Genomic DNA, 17,859 nt, shown 5'->3' with positions numbered 1-17,859 from the left:
GAATACGTGCGACCTTCGTCGTTAAGTGAGGATTCCTACGGGAATTACCGCGCAGCGTATTATGACGTAAATTTTGAAATTTTTGTGACACTGATCACAAATTGTTGACCAGATAGAAATTATTTGTGGCGAAGCTACCTCAAATAAAAAAACCCCACCTCCTTACGGAGGCGGGGTTCTTCGCTTTAATTTCGACCTGGTTGCCCAGGCAAAAACCTTAGGCGGTGATGATGCCGTTGTTCATCACGATATCAGCTGCATCGACGCCAACCAGGGTGATGGTGATGATTTCTGGGGTCGCGGTGCTCGAGCCGAAGACCGACGTTTCCATTTTCAGGACGGTGTCGCCACCGACTTGCGAGACGAACACTTCCAGAGCAGCGTTGTTGCCGGTGGTCAGTGCGCCGGTGTTCAGGGTGTAGCCCGAACCGACATACAGCGAGTCGGTGCCTTGCAGACCAAACAGGCTGATGGTGCTAGCGGTGCCAGCAGCGCCGACGGTTTTACCGACGACAAAGATGTCCGAAGCAGCCGAACCGATTTCGCTGGCGGTATCAACTTGTTGCAGAGCGTAACCGTTGTCGGTGAAGACTTTGCTCGATGCGGTCACAGCAGCGTGCAGCGCGTCGTACTGAGTGACGTTGGCTTCAGCTTTTTGCAGGCCGGCCACAGCATCGTTCAGCGCTTTGATCGAGTCATTTGCTGCCTTGACACTACCAGTAGCGCCAGTGGTTGCATCGGTCAAGCTAGCGGTCAGTGGGTTGGAATCATCTGCCAGCCCTTTGTGGGTGGTCACAGCAGCCTGGAAATCTTCAAACAGGCTCGAACCCGTGGTGTCACGAGCTTGCAGCAGTTGCAGCTGTTGATTGACTTGTGCTTCGGTTGGCAGAACACCAGTGGCGAACGTGAAGTCGGTCATCAGCTTAGCCAGGTTTTGCAGCGAGGTCACTTCAGCTGGGGTCGTGTCGAGGAAATCAACACTTGCCTGCGACAAGGACACGACGGTATTAGCGCTAGTATTAGCAGCTTGGGCGGCTTCCAAAGCAACCGACGAGTTCAGCAGCGCGGTCACACCAGGGTTTTTGGCTTCGGTCACGCCGGTTGCCAAGGTGAGCTTGCCGTCCACAAGGCTGATCAGGCCGGTCACCGAACCGTCAGCTGCAACGGTCACAGCCGCACCACCTTTGGTCGTGTTGTAGAACGCCAGGTCGGCGGCCAGCTTGGCTTCAGCAGCGCCCTGAGCCTTCAGAGTGGCTTCAGCCGATGCTTTAGCACCAGTCAGCGTGGTCACAGCGGCGGTCAGGCCGGCGACTTTGGCGATATTGGCGTTGGCGGCAGTAACGTTATCGCTTGCGGTTTTCAGTGCAGCTGCATTCGCAGTTTGCTGGTCAGCAACCAGAGCTGCCTTAACGGCCGTCGACGTACCAGCGGCGCTGTAAATGGCTTTAGCATCAGTAGGCAGTGCATTACCGACTGCAGTCGAAGCAGTGCTTACTGCGAGATCCAGCGAAGCTTCGGTAGCGCTCGTCGTTGCAAGAGTATCGCCATCAGCGGTCACCAGGAAAGCAGCTTCTGCTTTCGTGGCGACGTCCAGGTTTTGCAGTGCGCCGACCACGGTGAATGGGGTACCTGCGACAACAACAGCCGACACGGTAGCAGCCAGCGAGGTAGGAGCGATAGCAGCATCCAGAGTTGCATTGGTGGTGATGCCAGCAACGAAGGCCTTGGCCAGGACGGCAGCAGCAGCACCCGAGTAGCCAGCTTGCTCAGCCGAGGTATCCAGAGCTGCGGTGAACGCAGTTGCACCAACAACCTTGTTGTTGACTGCCGTGTCATCGCTGCCCTGAGCGCCTTTAGCGACTTCAGCAACGATCATGTCGACCGAGACGGTGCCTGCGGTCAGCAGATCGACCCAGTACGTACGACCAGCAGCGTCAGCAGCGTGGCCAAACATGTTGGTGTAGATCATGTCGATGATCTGAGCGTTGGTCTTGCCAGCGAACAGGTCGGTGTACTCTTTTTCTTTTGCGAAAGCAGCCGACACAGCGGTCAGCTTGCCGCCTTCAGCTGCAACGACATTGGTCCAGTAGTCCAGGCCAGCGACATCAGCAGGACGGCCGAAATATGCGACATACAGTTCCTGAACTGCTGCGACGTGGGTAGTGACGATTGCCATGTGTAACTCCAATTAGAAAGATCGATCAATCAAATGTTGATTCAAGCATTGCAAGAGTGCGTGCACCCTTGAAGACCAACGGATCGCATCATGACAGATGCGTGGCGGGGCCGGGTGTGATGGGCATCACATTTTCGACAAAGTTTCTGGAAGAATTTACATAAAGGGTACAAATAAGTAATAAATCCAGTCATCCGCCTTCCATTCTCAACAATTGTCACAAAAAACCATAAGAAAATTACCACGTTATGAGAAAGGAGTGCGGTTACATCTTGAAACAAATTGAAAGGATTTTATGCATCGTTTATAAAGTCTTACTAAATAAAAACCCCGGAGAACCGGGGTTATCTATTCAACAATCCTAATAACATTATCAGCGCCAGGTGGCCGCTCCATTCACAGTCCGACGCTCATCCATCCGGCCATCGAATATCGTGGCAGCACTGGCTGAGGAACCACGCTCATTGCTGAGCAAACCCTGCACGTTCAGGTAGCCGTGGCGGCCACCTGAGTCGCCGCTAAGGTACCCGCTGCCTGAAACAATCCCTTCACCACGCATATTCACGACGTTTGCATCTGTGATCACGTCGACGCTGGTAGCGAAGCTGCGTTTGCCGAAGTCGATATTCAGGAAACCATTTCTTAACTGCGCTGAACTTGTCGTGATTATTCCACTTCCATACTCGGTGATTACATATGCCTCGCTGCCGCGTATGGTGAATCCTACGGCGCCATTGTTTGGTGTGACGTATTCAGCACCTGGCGTACGGAACAGCGCGAAATAACCATTGAGCGCGATGCGTTCACTCGACGCATGCTGACCAGCGTAATCGAATGCTGGTGGCAGGCCGTTCACTGCCTGCCAGCGTCCCCATACGACTCTCTGCTCTGGCAAAACAGCCACTGGCGGCTGGATCGGCGGCGTGATAACGGGAGGCACCACGACGGCTGGCGGTTCGACGACTGGCGGCACGACGACAACCGGGTCTGTAACGCCGCCAGGAGAAGGCGATGGCGATGGCGATGGCGATGGCGGCAGGTTTTTGCTGATGGCCTCATTGATACCTGCGTTTTTCGCAGCCTCGACCGTCACCTTCGAGTCACCCGCCCCACCATTCTTGACAACCGGCTCGTCTGAACGCGCCGGCGCGCCTGTCTCGCTACCCGAAGGACCAGCACTCAGTACCTGCGGTGCTGCCTGACCACGCGTCACTTGGAGTAGTTGTCCACGCTGGGTGGCATTGAGTTCGCGACTGGCGGTACCTTCACACGGCCCCCCGCCTTCCGGACGGCAACCACTGGCAAAACCACTGACCACCACGCCGCCGGAGAACACCGACACACGCGAGGTGTCGTCATCGGTCACGACAGTGAAGTCAGTACCGCGCACGCCGATCGCCGCGACAGGCGTATTGAAGCGAAAATTCTGGCGGGCCTGTTTAACGGCATCGCCAGAACGGCTACGCGCGGTGCCGCTGATCAGCTCGAACTTGACCTTGGTATTGGCAGGATTCTGCTGGTCGATGTGATAGGTGACGATACGCGCCTTCGTTTGCGGCCGCAGGATGAAAAGACCATTGTCAGCCGTCTTCACATAAATATAGCCATCGACGCCGGTGGTGAGCATCTGCCCTTCTTCGACCGGAGCGCCCTGCGTGGCAGGACGACCGTCCGACTGCGCCGCGCCGGCGACAAAGATGATCTTGCCCGCTTCGGCTGCATGGGCGAATTGTGCCGAACATGCGAGCGTCGCGATAACAAGTAGTTTATGCAAGATGGGTCCCCTTTACTTTCCTTCTCACTTTACCGCGTTGCAAAGACGTGGCTCTGTGACGATGATCACATTCTATCCCAAAGGCTACATGCAAATAAATGCATTACAGTCGCTTACGTTTCCAAAAAAACAATGCAAATGAGAAACCCTAACGATATACTTACGGTCTATCCTATAGTGAGATCGTCTCGAACGAGCGGCGTGTGGCGGAACCTAGAACCCTAGCAGTATCTCGTGGTCGCTGGATCATTGCCGCAATGGCGTTCACGGTCACCCTGTGGTCGCAATATGCTGGCACGACGCGTCTGTCGTCCACTGATGACGTCTGGCTGCGCACGATCCTGACCCAGGTGTCGTTTCTGCCCAACGAATGGCTGCGCGACGCCTTTCTGCGTATGCAGGTAAGCGATGCGCCTGAACCTCGCGTGCTCGTGGTCGACATCGATGAAGCGTCACTGACCGAGCTCGGTCCCTGGCCATGGCCGCGCGCCCGCCTGGCCGACCTGGTCGAGATTTTGCTGGCCGATTACGATGCGCGCGGCGTGGCGCTCGATATCCTGCTGCCCTCGCCAACCGATACCGATGGCGATACGCGCCTGGCGTTGCTGGCTGCGCACGGGCCGCTGGTCCCGGCCCAGGCATTCGACTTCGATTTCGCCGGCAACCGCCCACAGCCCGTTCGCGACGGTCACCTGGGCGGCGCGAGCACGATATACAAGCGCGGCGTCCCGGCGACTGGCTACCTCGGCAACTACCCGGCACTCGCTGCGGCGCCCCATGTCGGCGCCATTGGCTTCATTCCTGATCCGGATGGCGCCCTGCGCCGCATTCCTCTGGTAACCCAGTTCGGCGGAAAACAGTATCCGACCCTGGCGCTGGCGCTGCTCAATTGCTGCAGCGGCCAGCCACCGCTGGCGCTTGCCGATACCGGCCTGATGCGCATTCCATATCGCCGCGACTGGAGCGCCTTTACAGTCGTCAGCGCCGCCGACATCCTGCAGCATCGCATCGCCCCGGCAGGCGCCAGTGGCCGGCTGGTGCTGGTGGGCTCGTCCTCGCTGGGCATGGGCGACCGCGTCTCGACGCCGCTCGCTGCCAACCGGCCTGGCCTGGGAGTGCAGGCCACCATCCTGTCGGCCCTGCTCGACCGCCAGCAGGGGGCGCTGCCCGCGCCCCTTCCCGGACGCCTGGCTGCCTGCCTGTTCGCGCTGGTGTCGAGCATCGCCTGCACCCTTGCGTTCCCACGCCTGTCGGCCGCTGCCGGCGTTGCACTGCTGGGTGCCAGTTCGGCGTTGTGGCTGGCGCTGGCATATGCCTTGGCACCGCATGACCCCGCTTTCGCGCCAACCGGCCCCCTGGCGACCAATTTGTTCCTGCTGACGGTGGCCGTGCCCTATCAATGGCAGCAGGCCCAGCGCCGCTCGCGCCACCTGTTGCAGACGCTGCGCCAGTACGTTGCGCCGGCCGTGGTCGAGCAATTACTGCGAAGCGAAGAACTGGATCCGCTACGCCCGCGCCGCTGCGACGTGACCACCCTGGTGGCCGACATGGAGGGTTACACCACCCAGGTCGAAACCCTGCCGGTGGAAGAAGCGGCCAGATTGACGCGTGACTTCCTCGACTGCCTCACGGGCGAAGTGATCGCTCACCAAGGTACGCTGGACAAATACACGGGCGACGGCATGATGGCATTCTGGGGTGCACCGCTGCCGTTGGAACAACATGCCGATCTGGCGCTGGATGCAGCCCATAAAATGACGCAGCGCGTGGCCGCCCTGAGTGCTGCGCGTGTGCGCGAAGGGTTTCTGCCGCTACGCGTGCGCATCGGCATCGAAAGCGGCGCTGCCATGGCCGGCGACTTTGGCACGTCGTTCCGCAGCATCTATACTGCCGTCGGCGACAGCGTGAACACCGCAGCGCGGCTCGAACAGGTAGCGCGCGATTTTTCGCACGACATCATCATCGGGCCGGGCACGATCGATCGAAGCCGGCGCCACCGTTTTCTCTCCCTTGGCGAGCGCCTTCTGCGCGGCAAAGAAAGAGCGACTCCTCTGTATACCCTCGACATGACTTTACTCGCCCCTGGAACGACTCCAGACCGCCGCGACACTGCGAAAGGCACTGCATGAACCCCGTGCGTGCGCTGGCTGCACCGTTGCTGCTGCTTTCATTATTCCTGACTCTGCCACTGGCACCCGGGACGGCGCTGGCGCAGTCCGTGCCGGATGCGCCGTCAGTCGCGCTCACACCCGAAGAGCAGCTCTATCAGCAAGCCCTGCAATCGCTGGCCGAGGGACGCAAGGGTGATGCATCGCAGCAGATGTCGCGCCTGGTCAAAATGGTGCCGCAGCACGCAGGCGCCTGGCTCGACCTGGCGCTGATCCAGTGCAGCCTCGGGCAGGCCGACGAGGCCGAGCGTCTGTTCGCCAATGTCGAAACGCGTTTCAACCCAGCACGCGAAATCCTGGAGCTGATTGCCGAAGCGCGCGACACCGGCTGCATGGCCTGGGCACCGTCAAGCTCCGGCACCATCAGCGTGAGCCGCGGTATCGACGACAACGTCAACCAGGGTGCCAGCAACTCGTCTTTCATTATCGAGGGGCCGGATGGTTCGGTCGAGCTGCCGCTGCTGGACGACTTTCTACCGAAACGCGACGGCTATACGCAAATGAGCGCCGACTATGTCCGCGACCTTACTGCCAACGGCACGCTGGGCTTTTTGCAGTTTCAGGGCCGGCGCTACGACAGCATGCGCCGTTACGATACCGCGTCGCTGTACGCGGGCATCGAGTCGCCCTGGCGCTTCGGGCGCTGGCTGGTGCGCACTACCGGCGCGCTGGGCGTCTCTGGCATGGGCGGGCATTTGTACCAGCGCCAGGCTCAGGCGCAGTTACGCGTCACGCCGCCCCTGCCGTTGCCGCCGCGCACCCAGTTGCACCTGATCGGCGCGGCCACGCATATCGATTATGCAACCCTCGATACGTTCAATTCGGACATGTTCGAGCTGCGCGCCCTGCTCAGCCATTACACCGGGTCGTTCAGCGCGAACGCCACCGTCGGCCTCATGAGTGATCGCGCGCGCGCCGACCGGCCGGGTGAAAATCGTCATGGCAATTACGTGAGCCTGACCCTGCGCCAGCCGATCGGCTTAAAGACCGTGGCCGAGCTGGCCTACACGCGCCAGACCTGGGACAGCGCCAGCGCGTATTCGCCCGAGCTGCTGATCGACCAGGTACGCGCACAGCGCACCCAGGTGCTGCGCGCGTCACTGACGTACCCAATTGCCAAGCGGCAGAACGTCGTGCTGGAAGCCCGTGCAGTGCGCAACCGTGAAAACATTTCAATCTTTCAGTACAACAACCGACAGATCCAGCTGAGCTGGCAGTGGCTTTATCCTTGAGTTGGGCGTTACAATCAGCACATTCTGAATTTACAGGTTGTCGGTGGCATGGGGCTGGAAGTAATCTTGTTTGTCTGCGCCGCCACCTGCGTGTGCATCGGTTGCCTGGTGCCAAACCGATGGCTGCCGCCACTGCCCAACGATAAATTCCTGCATTTTTCCGCGTTTGCGGTGCTGACGGTGCTGGCTCTGCGGATCGCTGACGGCCCGACGCAAAGTGCCTGGTGGCTAGTCAGCCTGCTATTGGCCGGGTGGGTGATCGAGTGCCTTCAAGCGCTGGTTCCAGACCGCCGCTTTTGCTGGCGCGATATGGCGGCCAACGCTGCAGGCATCGCCTGCGCTGCGCTGGCAATGGCGCTGCTTGCATCGACTGGATAACGCATCCAGGCCTGTATTTTTACAAGATTGAACGATCGATGAGTTCCACCGCCAAGCCTTCAGAGAATGCTGACAGCGCCCCCGGCGCAGTACCGCAATTACACGAGCAGAAGATCCAGATTCATCTGCGCAAGATCCCGTTGCTGGCCGAACTGACTGAAGACGAATTGTTGCAGGTCAAGACGGAGCTGCGCTTCCGTCACTTCCCCAAACGTACCGTGGTACTCCACAAGGGCGGCGCTGCCGATGCCCTGCTCTTTCTGCTATCCGGCCAGTTGCAGGTGATCGATGTCACCGAAGACGGCCGCGCGATCGGCTTGCGCATGCTGGCCGCCGGCGACTTCTTTGGCGAGATCGCCCTGATCAACGGCTCGACCCGCTCGGCTTCGGTGGTGGCAACGTCGGAGGTGCTCGTTGCGTTTCTGCCAGCGTCCACCGCACTGCACCTGTTCTCGCATTCGCCATCGGTGGCGCGCAAGATGCTGGGCCACCTGGCGCAAAAAATCCAGCGCGATTCGGAATTCCGGGCCGTGCTCAGCATTAACAATACATCGCGCCGCATTTTCACCTATATCTCCCTGATGCCCCAGGTCGAAAACAAGGACGGCCAACGCGTGGTCGAAAACCTGCCGACCCATCAGGACATTGCCAACATGATCAATACCAGCCGCGAAACGGTCACCCGTGCGCTCCTGACGCTGGTGCAGCAGGGTGTAGTGCAGAAGGACACGAACCGGCTGGTGATCCTCGATCCCGGCGCGCTGCTACGGCTGGCGCAGGGTATCTGAGCGACGGCGCAGGCTGGTCGCGCACCGGTCGCAGCACCTGCCCGTATGCCCGCGCCGGGCGGCACGTCGTTACAATTGAACAATTTTGGTACTGGACCGTGGAGTATAATTCCGCTGTTAACGATCCTGCACCATTATGAAAACCACCCTGCCGCCTCTCTTCCTGGCGCGCCCCGACGCGACGACCATTCAATGATTTCGCCCCTGATGCTACGTGGCCTCTGGGCCTACCGTGGTTTCGTGCTGGGCAGTGTCAAGCGCGAATTCCAGTCGAAGTATGCCAACGCTGTCCTGGGCGCCGTCTGGTCGGTACTCAGCCCGCTCGCGATGATCCTGGTGTACACCGTGATCTTTTCCGAGGTCATGCGCACCAAGCTGCCGGGCGCCGACTCGGGCTTTGCCTACTCGATTTATCTATGCGCCGGCATTCTCACCTGGGGATTGTTCGCGGAGATCATCGCGCGCGGCCAGAGCATGTTCATCGAACAGGCGAACCTGATCAAGAAGATCAGCTTCCCACGCATCTGCCTGCCGTTGATCGTGGTTCTCAATGCCCTGGTCAACTTCGGCATTATCTTCGGATTGTTCCTGGTGTTCCTGATCGCGACCGGCAATTTCCCGGGCTGGATCTTCTTCACGCTGCTGCCCGTGCTGGTGGTGCAGGTGCTGCTGGCAATCGGGCTGGCGATGATCGCCGGGGTGCTCAATGTCTTTTTCCGCGACGTCGGCCAGTTCGTGACGATCGCGATGCAGTTCTGGTTCTGGCTGACACCGATCGTCTACCCGATCAGTATCCTGCCGGCCCAAGTGCGCAGCATGCTGGTCTGGAATCCGATGGCGCCACTGATCGGCGCCTATCAGTCAGTGCTGGTGCACGGCACCGCGCCCGACTGGGCCGCGATCTGGCCCGTGGCCGTGCTGGCGCTGTTGCTGTGTGTATTCGGTATGCGCCTGTTCCGCAAGCGCGCCGGCGAAATGGTGGATGAACTCTGATGGGCTTGATTACTGTATCCGGCCTGGGCAAGGCCTATAAAACCTATCCTACCCGCCTGTCGCGCCTGGCCGAATGGCTCCTGCCGATGCGCGGCCCGCGCCACGCGCTCAAGTGGGTGCTGCGCGACGTCAGCTTTCAGGTCGCGCCGGGCGAAGCGGTGGGCCTGATCGGCATCAACGGCGCCGGCAAGAGCACGCTGCTCAAGCTGATCACCGGCACCACGCAACCGACCACCGGGGGCGTGGCGATGCACGGCAGCGTCGCTGCGCTGCTCGAACTGGGCATGGGTTTCCACCCTGACTTCACCGGGCGCCAGAACGCCTATATGGCCGGCCAGTTGCTCGGCATGACAGCCGACCAGATCACGGTGCTGATGCCGCAGATCGAGGCCTTCGCCGACATCGGCGAGTACATGGACCAGCCGGTGCGCGTGTATTCGAGCGGGATGCAGATGCGCGTGGCGTTCTCGGTCGCCACCGCGCGCCGCCCGGACATCCTGATCGTCGACGAAGCGCTGTCGGTGGGCGACGCCTATTTCCAGCACAAGAGTTTCGATCGCATCCGTCAGTTCCGCAAAGAGGGCACCACCCTGCTGCTGGTCTCGCATGACAAGCAGGCGATCCAGTCGGTGTGCGACCGCGCCATCCTGCTCGACGGCGGGCGCCTGGCGCGTGAAGGCCGCCCAGAAGAAATCATGGATTACTACAACGCCATGATCGCCGAGCGCGAAAACGACACCGTGCGCCAGCAGGAAGCCGCAGGCGGCAAGGTACAGACCGTGTCGGGCACCGGCGAAGCCACGGTGGCCGATATCGCGCTGCTCGACGAGACGGGCGAACGGGTCGAGGTGGTCGATGTAGGCAGCGCGGTCACCCTCGAGATCCGGGTCCGGGCCCATGCGCCGATCCCGCGCATGGTACTCGGCTACATGATCAAGGACCGTCTCGGCCAGCCGATGTACGGCACCAATACGCACCTGAAGGAACTGCCGCTGGACGACGTCCGGGCCGGCGAAGACGTGGTCTACCGCTTCGCGTTCCCCATGAACCTGGGCCCGGGTACGTATTCGGTCGCCACCGCGATCGTCAGCACCGAGACCCACCTGGTCAACAACTACGAATGGCGCGACCTGGCGCTGGTGTTCACGGTGATGAACATGCGTCGCCCCCACTTTGAAGGCTCGGCCTGGCTCGACCCGGCTGTCGAGATCCAACGCACATGACTTTCGTTTCCTATTCCCAGAACAGTGAGGACGTGCTGCTGTGGCGCGCACTGGGCAACATCCCGCAGGGCTTCTATATCGACATCGGCGCCAACGACCCGGTCGAACACTCTGTCACCAAGGCCTTCTATGACGCCGGCTGGCGCGGCATCAGCGTCGAGCCGCTGCCGTCGTTTCACCAGGCGTTTCTCGACCAGCGTCCGCGCGATGTCAACCTGGCCGTTGCGGCCGGCGCCACCAATGGCGAACTGACGCTGTATGACGTGCCGGCCGTGCGCGGCTGGGCCTCGCCCGAAGAGTCGGTGGCCGAACTGCACCGCAGCGAAGGGCACACGGTTGCCGAGATCACGGTGCCGGTGCGTACCCTGGCGTCGATCTGCGAAGAACACGTGCACGGCGAGATCCATTTCCTGAAGATCGACGTCGAAGGCTTCGAAGGCGAAGTGCTGCGCGGGATGGACTTCGCGCGCTGGCGTCCGTGGGTGCTGGTGATCGAGGCGACGCTGCCCAACAGCCGCGCCACCAACCACGCCGCGTGGGAGCACATGGTCACGAGCCAGCGCTACCGCTACGCCTGGTTCGATGGCCTCAACCGCTACTACGTGGCGGAAGAACACGCCGAACTGCTGGCCCATCTCGAGATCCAGCCGAACGTATTCGACGAGTATATTTCGCACCACCTGGACGGCGCCTGGAAGCAGATCGAGACGCTGCGTACGCAGGCAGCCGAAGGCTGGGCGCGCGCCGCCGACATGGAACAGAATGCACTCACGCTGCAGGAACAATCTGCGCAGGCCGCGAGCGCGCATCAGGCCCAGGTCGAGCAGATCGCGCGCGACGCTGACGCTGCAGCGCAGCGGTTCGCGCGCGAAACGCAGGCCTTGGCACAGCAAAGCGATCGGCTGCGCCAGGAACTCGGCGCCGTGCGCCAGGAATTGCACGCGACCGAAGTCCATGCACATGGGCTTGAGCTGCAATCACAGATGCTCACCTCGCAGCTGCATGACACCGCGGCCTGGGGCAAGGATCTCGAACAACGCCTGCTGGCAACCCTGGCCAGCACGTCCTGGCGCATCACCGCCCCCTTGCGCTTTGTCGCGCGCCGCGGCTCCAACAGCATGGCCGCGATCGCGCGCCGCAAGGCGCGTGGCGCCGCGCGCCGCGCCTTGCGCTGGCTGACCTCGCGCGAAGCGCTGCGCCGTATCGTGCTGCCACTTGCGATGCGCTCGCCCAGGCTGCAGACGCTGCTTGCCCGCACCTTGAGCGCCGCCAAGCAGGCCACCTCCGAGAACGCCGCGCCACATGGCGACGTGCCGCACTCGCTGCGCGACCTGCCACAGTCGGCGCGCGACGCGCTGGCGCAGCTGCGCCGTGCCTACGAACCGAACAAAGACTGAGCATGCGCCTGATCTTCGACTTTCATGCGCCGCAGGCGCACCCCGCCCACGATACCGCCATGCTGCGTACGCTGGCCCTGGCGCTGCTGCGCGAGCGCGGCCAGGCAACGGCGGACGCGCAAATCCATGTCGCCGTCAGCAGCCGTCATCCTGCCGACATCGATGTACTGCGCCAGTCCTTCGACGGCGTACTGCCCGCGGACCGTCTGCACGTCTATGCACAGCCGGTGGGCGACGACCCCTGGCGACGCCACAGCGCGGGCGCCCTGCGCAGCAACTTCCTGCGCGCGCTTGCGCCTGACCTGATCGTGGCCATGTGGCAGCCAGATGCAACTGCCAGCCAGCTGCCAGCTGATGTGCCGTATGTGCTCGGCGTGGCCGATGCCGCCGGAGTGCTCGCCGCCGGCCGGGCGCAACAGGATCTGCTGCGCAGCGCGGCGCTGGTGGTGGCCATCGATGCCGACGCGGCCAGCCGGCTCGATGCGGTGCTGGCCCCTGCGCAGGTCGTATCGGCAGCCGACGTGTCGGCCGTCGGGCACGCACTCGCGCGCGCCGTACAGAACACCCCGGCACGCCTGCCTGCAGCGCTGCCGGCAGGCACGAAGCCAAGCCTCGCGCTGGTTTCGCCCCTGCCGCCCGAACACTCGGGCATTGCCGACTACAGCGCTGAACTGGTGCTCGAACTGGAGCGCCATTACGCGGTCGAACTGGTGCTCACGCCCGGTGCCGTACCCGATCCGGCGCTCAAGCGTTTCGCGCAGCGCGATGTCGATTACTTCATGCGCCACGGCGCAGCTTACGACCGCGTGCTGTACCACTTCGGCAATTCAAACGTGCACAAGCATATGTTCGCGCTGCTGCGCCAGCATCCGGGCACGGTCGTGCTGCACGACTTTTTCCTGAGCGGCGTGCTCGACAATATGGAGCGCGACGGGGACGTGCCCGAAGCCTTCCTGCAGGCGCTGTACGCGTCGCACGGCTACACCGGTTTGCGCGACCATCGCGAACACGGCCGTAATGCAGCGATCTGGCAGTACCCGTGCAATAAAGAAGTACTGGACCGCGCCGCTGGCATCATCGTCCACGGCGATTTTTCGCGCCGCCTGGCCGAACAGTGGTACGGCCCCGGGGCCGCCCACGCCTGGCGCAGCATTCCGCTGCTGCGCGGCCAGGTGGCCGGGGACACCGATCCCACGGCCGCGCGCGCTGCCGCGCGTGCGCGCCTGGGCTTGAGCGCGGGCGACTACGTGGTCAGCAGCTTCGGCATGCTGGGCGCGACCAAGCTCAATCATCGCCTGCTCGACGCTTTCCTGGCCTCGCCACTGGCCGCCGATCCGCACTGCCGGCTGGTGTACGTCGGCGCCAACGACGCCGGTCCGTATGGCATCGAACTGCTGCGCAAGATCGCCGACAGCAGCGCCGGCGCGCACATCCGGATTACCGGCTTTGTCAGCGCCGCCGAGTACCAGGACTGGCTGGCGGCAAGCGACTGCGCCGTGCAGCTGCGCACCAGGACCCGTGGCGAAACCTCGGCCTCGGTGCTCGATTGCCTGATGCATGGCTTGCCCGCCATCGTCAACGCCCATGGCGGCGCCGCCGACCTGCCGGCGGACTCGCTGCGCATGCTGCCCGACGTGTTCGACGATGCCGCACTGACGGCGGCGCTGGCGAGCCTGCATGCCGATGCGTCGCAACGCGCCGCGCTGGCGCAGGCCGGCCGCGCCCATATCGCGCGGCACCATGCCCCCGCCGCGGTCGGGGCGCTGTATGTCGAGGCAATCGAAGCTTTCGCCAGGGACAGTGCGCCGATGCTGCGGCAACAGCTTGTGGCTGCGCTGTCCGCACCCGGCACGCCGCGCGCGCCGAACGAGACGGCGCTGATCGAAACCGCGTCCATGATCGCCGCCAACGACCTGCCGCTGGCGCCGCGCCAGTTGCTGATCGACGTCTCGGCGCTGGTCCAGGCCGACCACAAGACCGGCATCCAGCGCGTGGTGCGCAGTATCGTGCTGGCCCTGATCAAGGCGCCGCCGGCGGGCTATCGCATCGAGCCGGTGTATAGCGACGGCGGCAACCGCGCCTACCGCTACGCGCGCCGCTTCACCTGCACCATGCTCGACACGCCCCCGCTGGCGCTCGAGGATGCGCCGATCGAAGCGCGTGCCGGCGACGTGTTCCTGGGCCTGGACCTGGCCACCAACATGACAACCCAGAACCAGCCGCTGTTGCTGGCGCTGCGCCGCAAGGGCGTGGCGGTCTGGTTCACTGTCTACGACCTGCTGCCGCTGCTGCGGCCCGACTGCTTCCCGTTTGGCGCCGAAAAATACTACGGCGACTTCATCGACACCATTTCGCTGGTGGCCGACGGCATCGTGACGATTTCGCGCGCCGTGGCTGACGAACTGGCCGAATGGCTGGCGCAGCGCCCCAACCGGCGCCTGTCGCCCCTCAAGCTGTCGCACTTCCACCTCGGCGCCGACATCGACGCGAGCGCGCCGAGCAGTGGCTTGCCGGACAACGCCGCGCACGTGCTGGCCGCGCTGCGCCAGGCGCCGTCCTTGCTGATGGTTGGCACGCTCGAGCCGCGCAAGGGCCAGGCCCAGGCGCTGGCGGCCTTCGACCTGCTCTGGGCACGGGGCGTAAAAGCGAATCTGGTCATTGTCGGCAAGAACGGCTGGCTGGTCGATGCGCTGGCCGAGCGCCTCGAGACGCACCCACAGCGTGAACAGCACCTGTTCTGGTTCAACGGCGTGTCCGACGAGATGCTGGTGCAGCTCTACGAAAACAGTTCGGCCCTGCTGGCGGCTTCCGAAGGCGAAGGTTTCGGCTTGCCGCTGATCGAGGCGGCCCAGAAAGGCCTGCCGATCATCGCGCGCGGCATTCCGGTGTTCCGCGAAGTGGCAGGCGAGCACGCATTCTATTTCGATGGTGGCACGCCGGAAGACCTGGCCGCCGCCATCGACGCCTGGCTGGCCCTGCATGCGGCCGGCAAGGCGCCGCAGTCGGGCGGCATGCCATGGCTGACCTGGGAGCAAAGCGCGCAACAACTGACCGATGCTGTCATTGGCGGGCGGCATCACGCCAGCGTGGCCGCCGAACACCTGGCCCCGCAGTTGCTGGTAGACGTCTCGGCAATGGTGCGCGAAGACCTCAAAACCGGCATCCAGCGCGTGGTGCGGGCCCAGTTGCTCGAACTGCTGCGCCTCCAGGGCCGCCATGTCCAGGTGCTGCCGGTGTACCTGAGCGACGCCGGCGGCGCGTGGCACTACCGCCATGCGCGACGCTACCTGCATGACCTGATGGGCACCGTCGGCGACGGCGTGCACGACGACGAGGTCGTGGCCGGGCCGGGGGACGTGTTCTACAGCCCGGACGTGTTCCCGCGCGCGGTGATCGAAGCGGCGCGCCACGGCCTGTATGCGCGCTGGCGCCAGGCCGGCGTGCGCATCCATTTCATGGTGCACGACATCCTGCCGGTGCTGCGGCCTGACTTTTTCCCGCCCGGCGCCGAGCGCGAATTTGCCGACTGGCTGCGCACGGTCGGCCGCGAAGCCGACGGCCTGGTCTGCATCAGCGCCGCCGTGGCCGATGAAACCCGCACCTGGCTGGCGGCAGATGCGCCGGCGCAGTTACCTGAATTCATGGTGCTGCACCATGGCGCCGACATCAATGCCTCGCAACCGAGCATGGGCCTGGCGCCCGACGCCGATGCCGTACTGGCCGACATCCGCAGCGCGCCGAGCTTCGTCATGGTTGGCACCATCGAGCCGCGCAAGGGCCATCTGCAGGCCCTGGACGCGTTCGAGCGCCTGTGGGCCGCCGGTCTTGACGTGCGCCTGGTGATCGTCGGCGCCGAAGGCTGGAAAGGCTTGCCCGATGGCGCACGCCGCACCATTCCGGCACTGGTGGCGCGCCTGGGCAGGCATCCCGAACTGGGCCGCCGCCTCTACTGGTTGCAGGGCATCAGCGACGAATACCTCGACCGCGTGTACGCGGCCAGCACCTGCCTGCTGTTTGCCAGCGAAGGCGAAGGCTTCGGCCTGCCACTGATCGAGGCCGCGCGCCACGGCGTGCCGCTGCTGGCGCGCGACCTGCCGGTGTTTCGCGAAGTTGCGGGCCCGTACGCCAGTTACTTCGACGGCACCGATGGCGCAGCGCTGGCCGGCGCGGTGCAGGACTGGCTGCGCCTGCATGCCGCCGGCCAGGCGCCGGCCCCTGACGGCATCACGGCGCGGACCTGGGCCAACAATGCCACCGACCTGATGGCGCATCTATTTCCGACACCATGACCACTGCCGACATTTCTGCAAGCGACGTCACCAACCGCCCGCTGGTGGTCGATCTGGACGGCACACTGATCCATTCCGATCTGCTGTGGGAGTCGATCGTGCTGTTCTTGAAGAAGCACTTCCTGCGCGCCTGGCAGTTGCCGCTGTGGCTCCTTCTCGGCAAGGCCGGTTTCAAGGAAAAGCTGGCGCACGAGGTCGAGCTCGACCCCGCCGCCCTGCCCTATGACCAGACCGTGCTGGAACTGGTGAAGGCCGCGCGCGCGCGCGGGCGCACCGTGGTGCTGGCCACCGGCTCGCAGCGCATCTTCGCCGAGCAGATTGCGGCACACCTCGGCCTGTTCGACCTGGTGCTGGCCACCGGTGACGGCATCAACCTGACCTCGCACAACAAGGCGCACCGCCTGAACGAACTGTACGGCAGCAAGGGCTACGACTACATCGGCAATTCGCGCGCCGACCTGGCCGTGTGGCTCGACTGCGCCGATCCATACTCGGTCACGCGCAAGCCGTTCCGCCTGGCCGACGGCCGCGACACGACCCACTCGGGCAGCGTGCGCGGCGGTGCGGCAGTGGCCCTGTTCAAGGCCATGCGGCCACGCCAGTGGCTCAAGAACCTGCTGGTGTTCGTGCCGATGCTGGCCGGCCATGCACTTGACCTGTGGACTTTCGAAGCCTCGCTGCTGGCCTTCGTCGCCTTTTCGCTGTGTGCCTCGAGCGCCTACCTGCTCAACGACGCTCTCGATGCCCAGGACGACCGCGCGCACCCGACCAAGCACCGCCGTCCGATCGCGTCGGGCGCCCTGCCGCTGCCGCTGGCCCTGGCCGCCAGCCCGTTGCTGGCGCTGGCCGCGTTGACGCTGTGCGCCATCTACAATCCGCTGCTGCTCCTGGTGGTTGCGCTGTATTTCGCCAGTACGGTGGCCTATTCGCTCTACCTCAAGCGCCTGCTGATGGTCGACATCGTCACGCTCGCCATCCTGTACAGCCTGCGCATTCTGGGCGGCAGCGCCGCCACCGGCATCGCGCCCTCGTTCTGGCTGCTGGCATTCTCGTTTTTCATCTTCCTCAGCCTGGCCCTGCTCAAGCGCCATAGCGAGCTGTTCAATCTGCAGCGCGAAGGCAAGGCGAAGACCCGCGGACGCGGCTACACCACGGCCGACGCGAGTCCGATCGGCATCATGGGCATCAATGCGGCCTTCGTCTCGGTATTGATCTTCATGCTCTACTTTAATTCCGACAACGTGCTCGACCTGTATGCCAGCCCGGGCTGGCTGGGCGGCATCCTGCCGCTGCTGGTGTTCTGGCTGGGTCGCCTGTGGGTGCTGGCCTGGCGCGGCGAAGTCAACGAAGATCCCGTGTTGTATGTCAGTAAGGACAAGGTCAGCCTGATCGTTGTTGGCTGCTGCCTGACCCTGGCCGTGCTGGCCGCTTATTGATACCG

At 63.3% G+C, this 17,859-nt stretch carries 11 protein-coding genes; 9 read left to right on the top strand and 2 right to left on the bottom strand.

The window, feature by feature from the left end; all coding sequences use genetic code 11:
* Positions 1-217: 217 nt before the first annotated feature.
* A complete protein-coding gene (locus HD842_RS19550) occupies positions 218-2,176 on the bottom strand; it encodes a DUF4214 domain-containing protein (RefSeq protein ID WP_183556408.1) in 1,959 nt (652 codons plus the stop codon).
* A 373-nt stretch (positions 2,177-2,549) separates the two neighbouring features.
* Positions 2,550-3,950 (bottom strand): FecR family protein, encoded by a 1,401-nt coding sequence (locus HD842_RS19545; protein WP_183556407.1) that lies wholly within the window; start codon positions 3,948-3,950, stop codon positions 2,550-2,552.
* A 257-nt stretch (positions 3,951-4,207) separates the two neighbouring features.
* Here HD842_RS19545 and HD842_RS19540 point away from each other — a divergent pair, with 257 nt between their 5' ends.
* From HD842_RS19540 to HD842_RS19500, 9 genes are all read left to right on the top strand, one after another.
* The gene (locus HD842_RS19540; protein WP_183556406.1) at positions 4,208-6,079 is read left to right on the top strand and encodes a CHASE2 domain-containing protein; all 1,872 of its coding nucleotides are present in this window, start codon (positions 4,208-4,210) and stop codon (positions 6,077-6,079) included.
* Positions 6,076-7,350: a tetratricopeptide repeat protein gene (locus HD842_RS19535; RefSeq protein ID WP_183556405.1), complete on the top strand. Its 1,275-nt coding sequence runs from the start codon at positions 6,076-6,078 to the stop codon at positions 7,348-7,350. Before HD842_RS19540 ends, HD842_RS19535 begins: the two co-directional genes overlap by 4 nt.
* A 66-nt stretch (positions 7,351-7,416) precedes the next feature.
* Positions 7,417-7,728, top strand: coding sequence for a VanZ family protein (locus HD842_RS19530; RefSeq protein WP_229424838.1), 312 nt, complete (start codon positions 7,417-7,419; stop codon positions 7,726-7,728).
* Between the two features lie 38 nt (positions 7,729-7,766).
* A complete protein-coding gene (locus HD842_RS19525) occupies positions 7,767-8,516 on the top strand; it encodes a Crp/Fnr family transcriptional regulator (protein WP_183556403.1) in 750 nt (249 codons plus the stop codon).
* Positions 8,517-8,708: 192 nt separating this feature from the next.
* Entirely contained in the window at positions 8,709-9,509 is an 801-nt protein-coding gene (locus HD842_RS19520; RefSeq protein WP_308638596.1) for an ABC transporter permease, read from the top strand.
* Positions 9,509-10,732: an ABC transporter ATP-binding protein gene (locus HD842_RS19515; RefSeq protein ID WP_183556402.1), complete on the top strand. Its 1,224-nt coding sequence runs from the start codon at positions 9,509-9,511 to the stop codon at positions 10,730-10,732. The genes HD842_RS19520 and HD842_RS19515 overlap by 1 nt, the downstream gene beginning before the upstream one ends.
* Positions 10,729-12,129 (top strand): FkbM family methyltransferase, encoded by a 1,401-nt coding sequence (locus HD842_RS19510; RefSeq protein ID WP_183556401.1) that lies wholly within the window; start codon positions 10,729-10,731, stop codon positions 12,127-12,129. The genes HD842_RS19515 and HD842_RS19510 overlap by 4 nt, the downstream gene beginning before the upstream one ends.
* Positions 12,130-12,131: 2 nt before the next feature.
* On the top strand, positions 12,132-16,418 hold the full coding sequence (locus tag HD842_RS19505; protein ID WP_229424837.1) for a glycosyltransferase: 4,287 nt from the start codon (positions 12,132-12,134) through the stop codon (positions 16,416-16,418).
* The gene (locus tag HD842_RS19500) at positions 16,415-17,854 is read left to right on the top strand and encodes a UbiA family prenyltransferase (protein WP_183556400.1); all 1,440 of its coding nucleotides are present in this window, start codon (positions 16,415-16,417) and stop codon (positions 17,852-17,854) included. The genes HD842_RS19505 and HD842_RS19500 overlap by 4 nt, the downstream gene beginning before the upstream one ends.
* The last annotated feature ends 5 nt before the right edge of the window (positions 17,855-17,859 follow it).

It is taken from the genome of Massilia aurea (assembly GCF_014200505.1).
Taxonomy (GTDB): Bacteria; Pseudomonadota; Gammaproteobacteria; order Burkholderiales; family Burkholderiaceae_D; genus Telluria; species Telluria aurea_B.
Note: the sequence above shows the minus strand (reverse complement) of the source record. Positions and strands in the feature narration are given on the sequence as shown.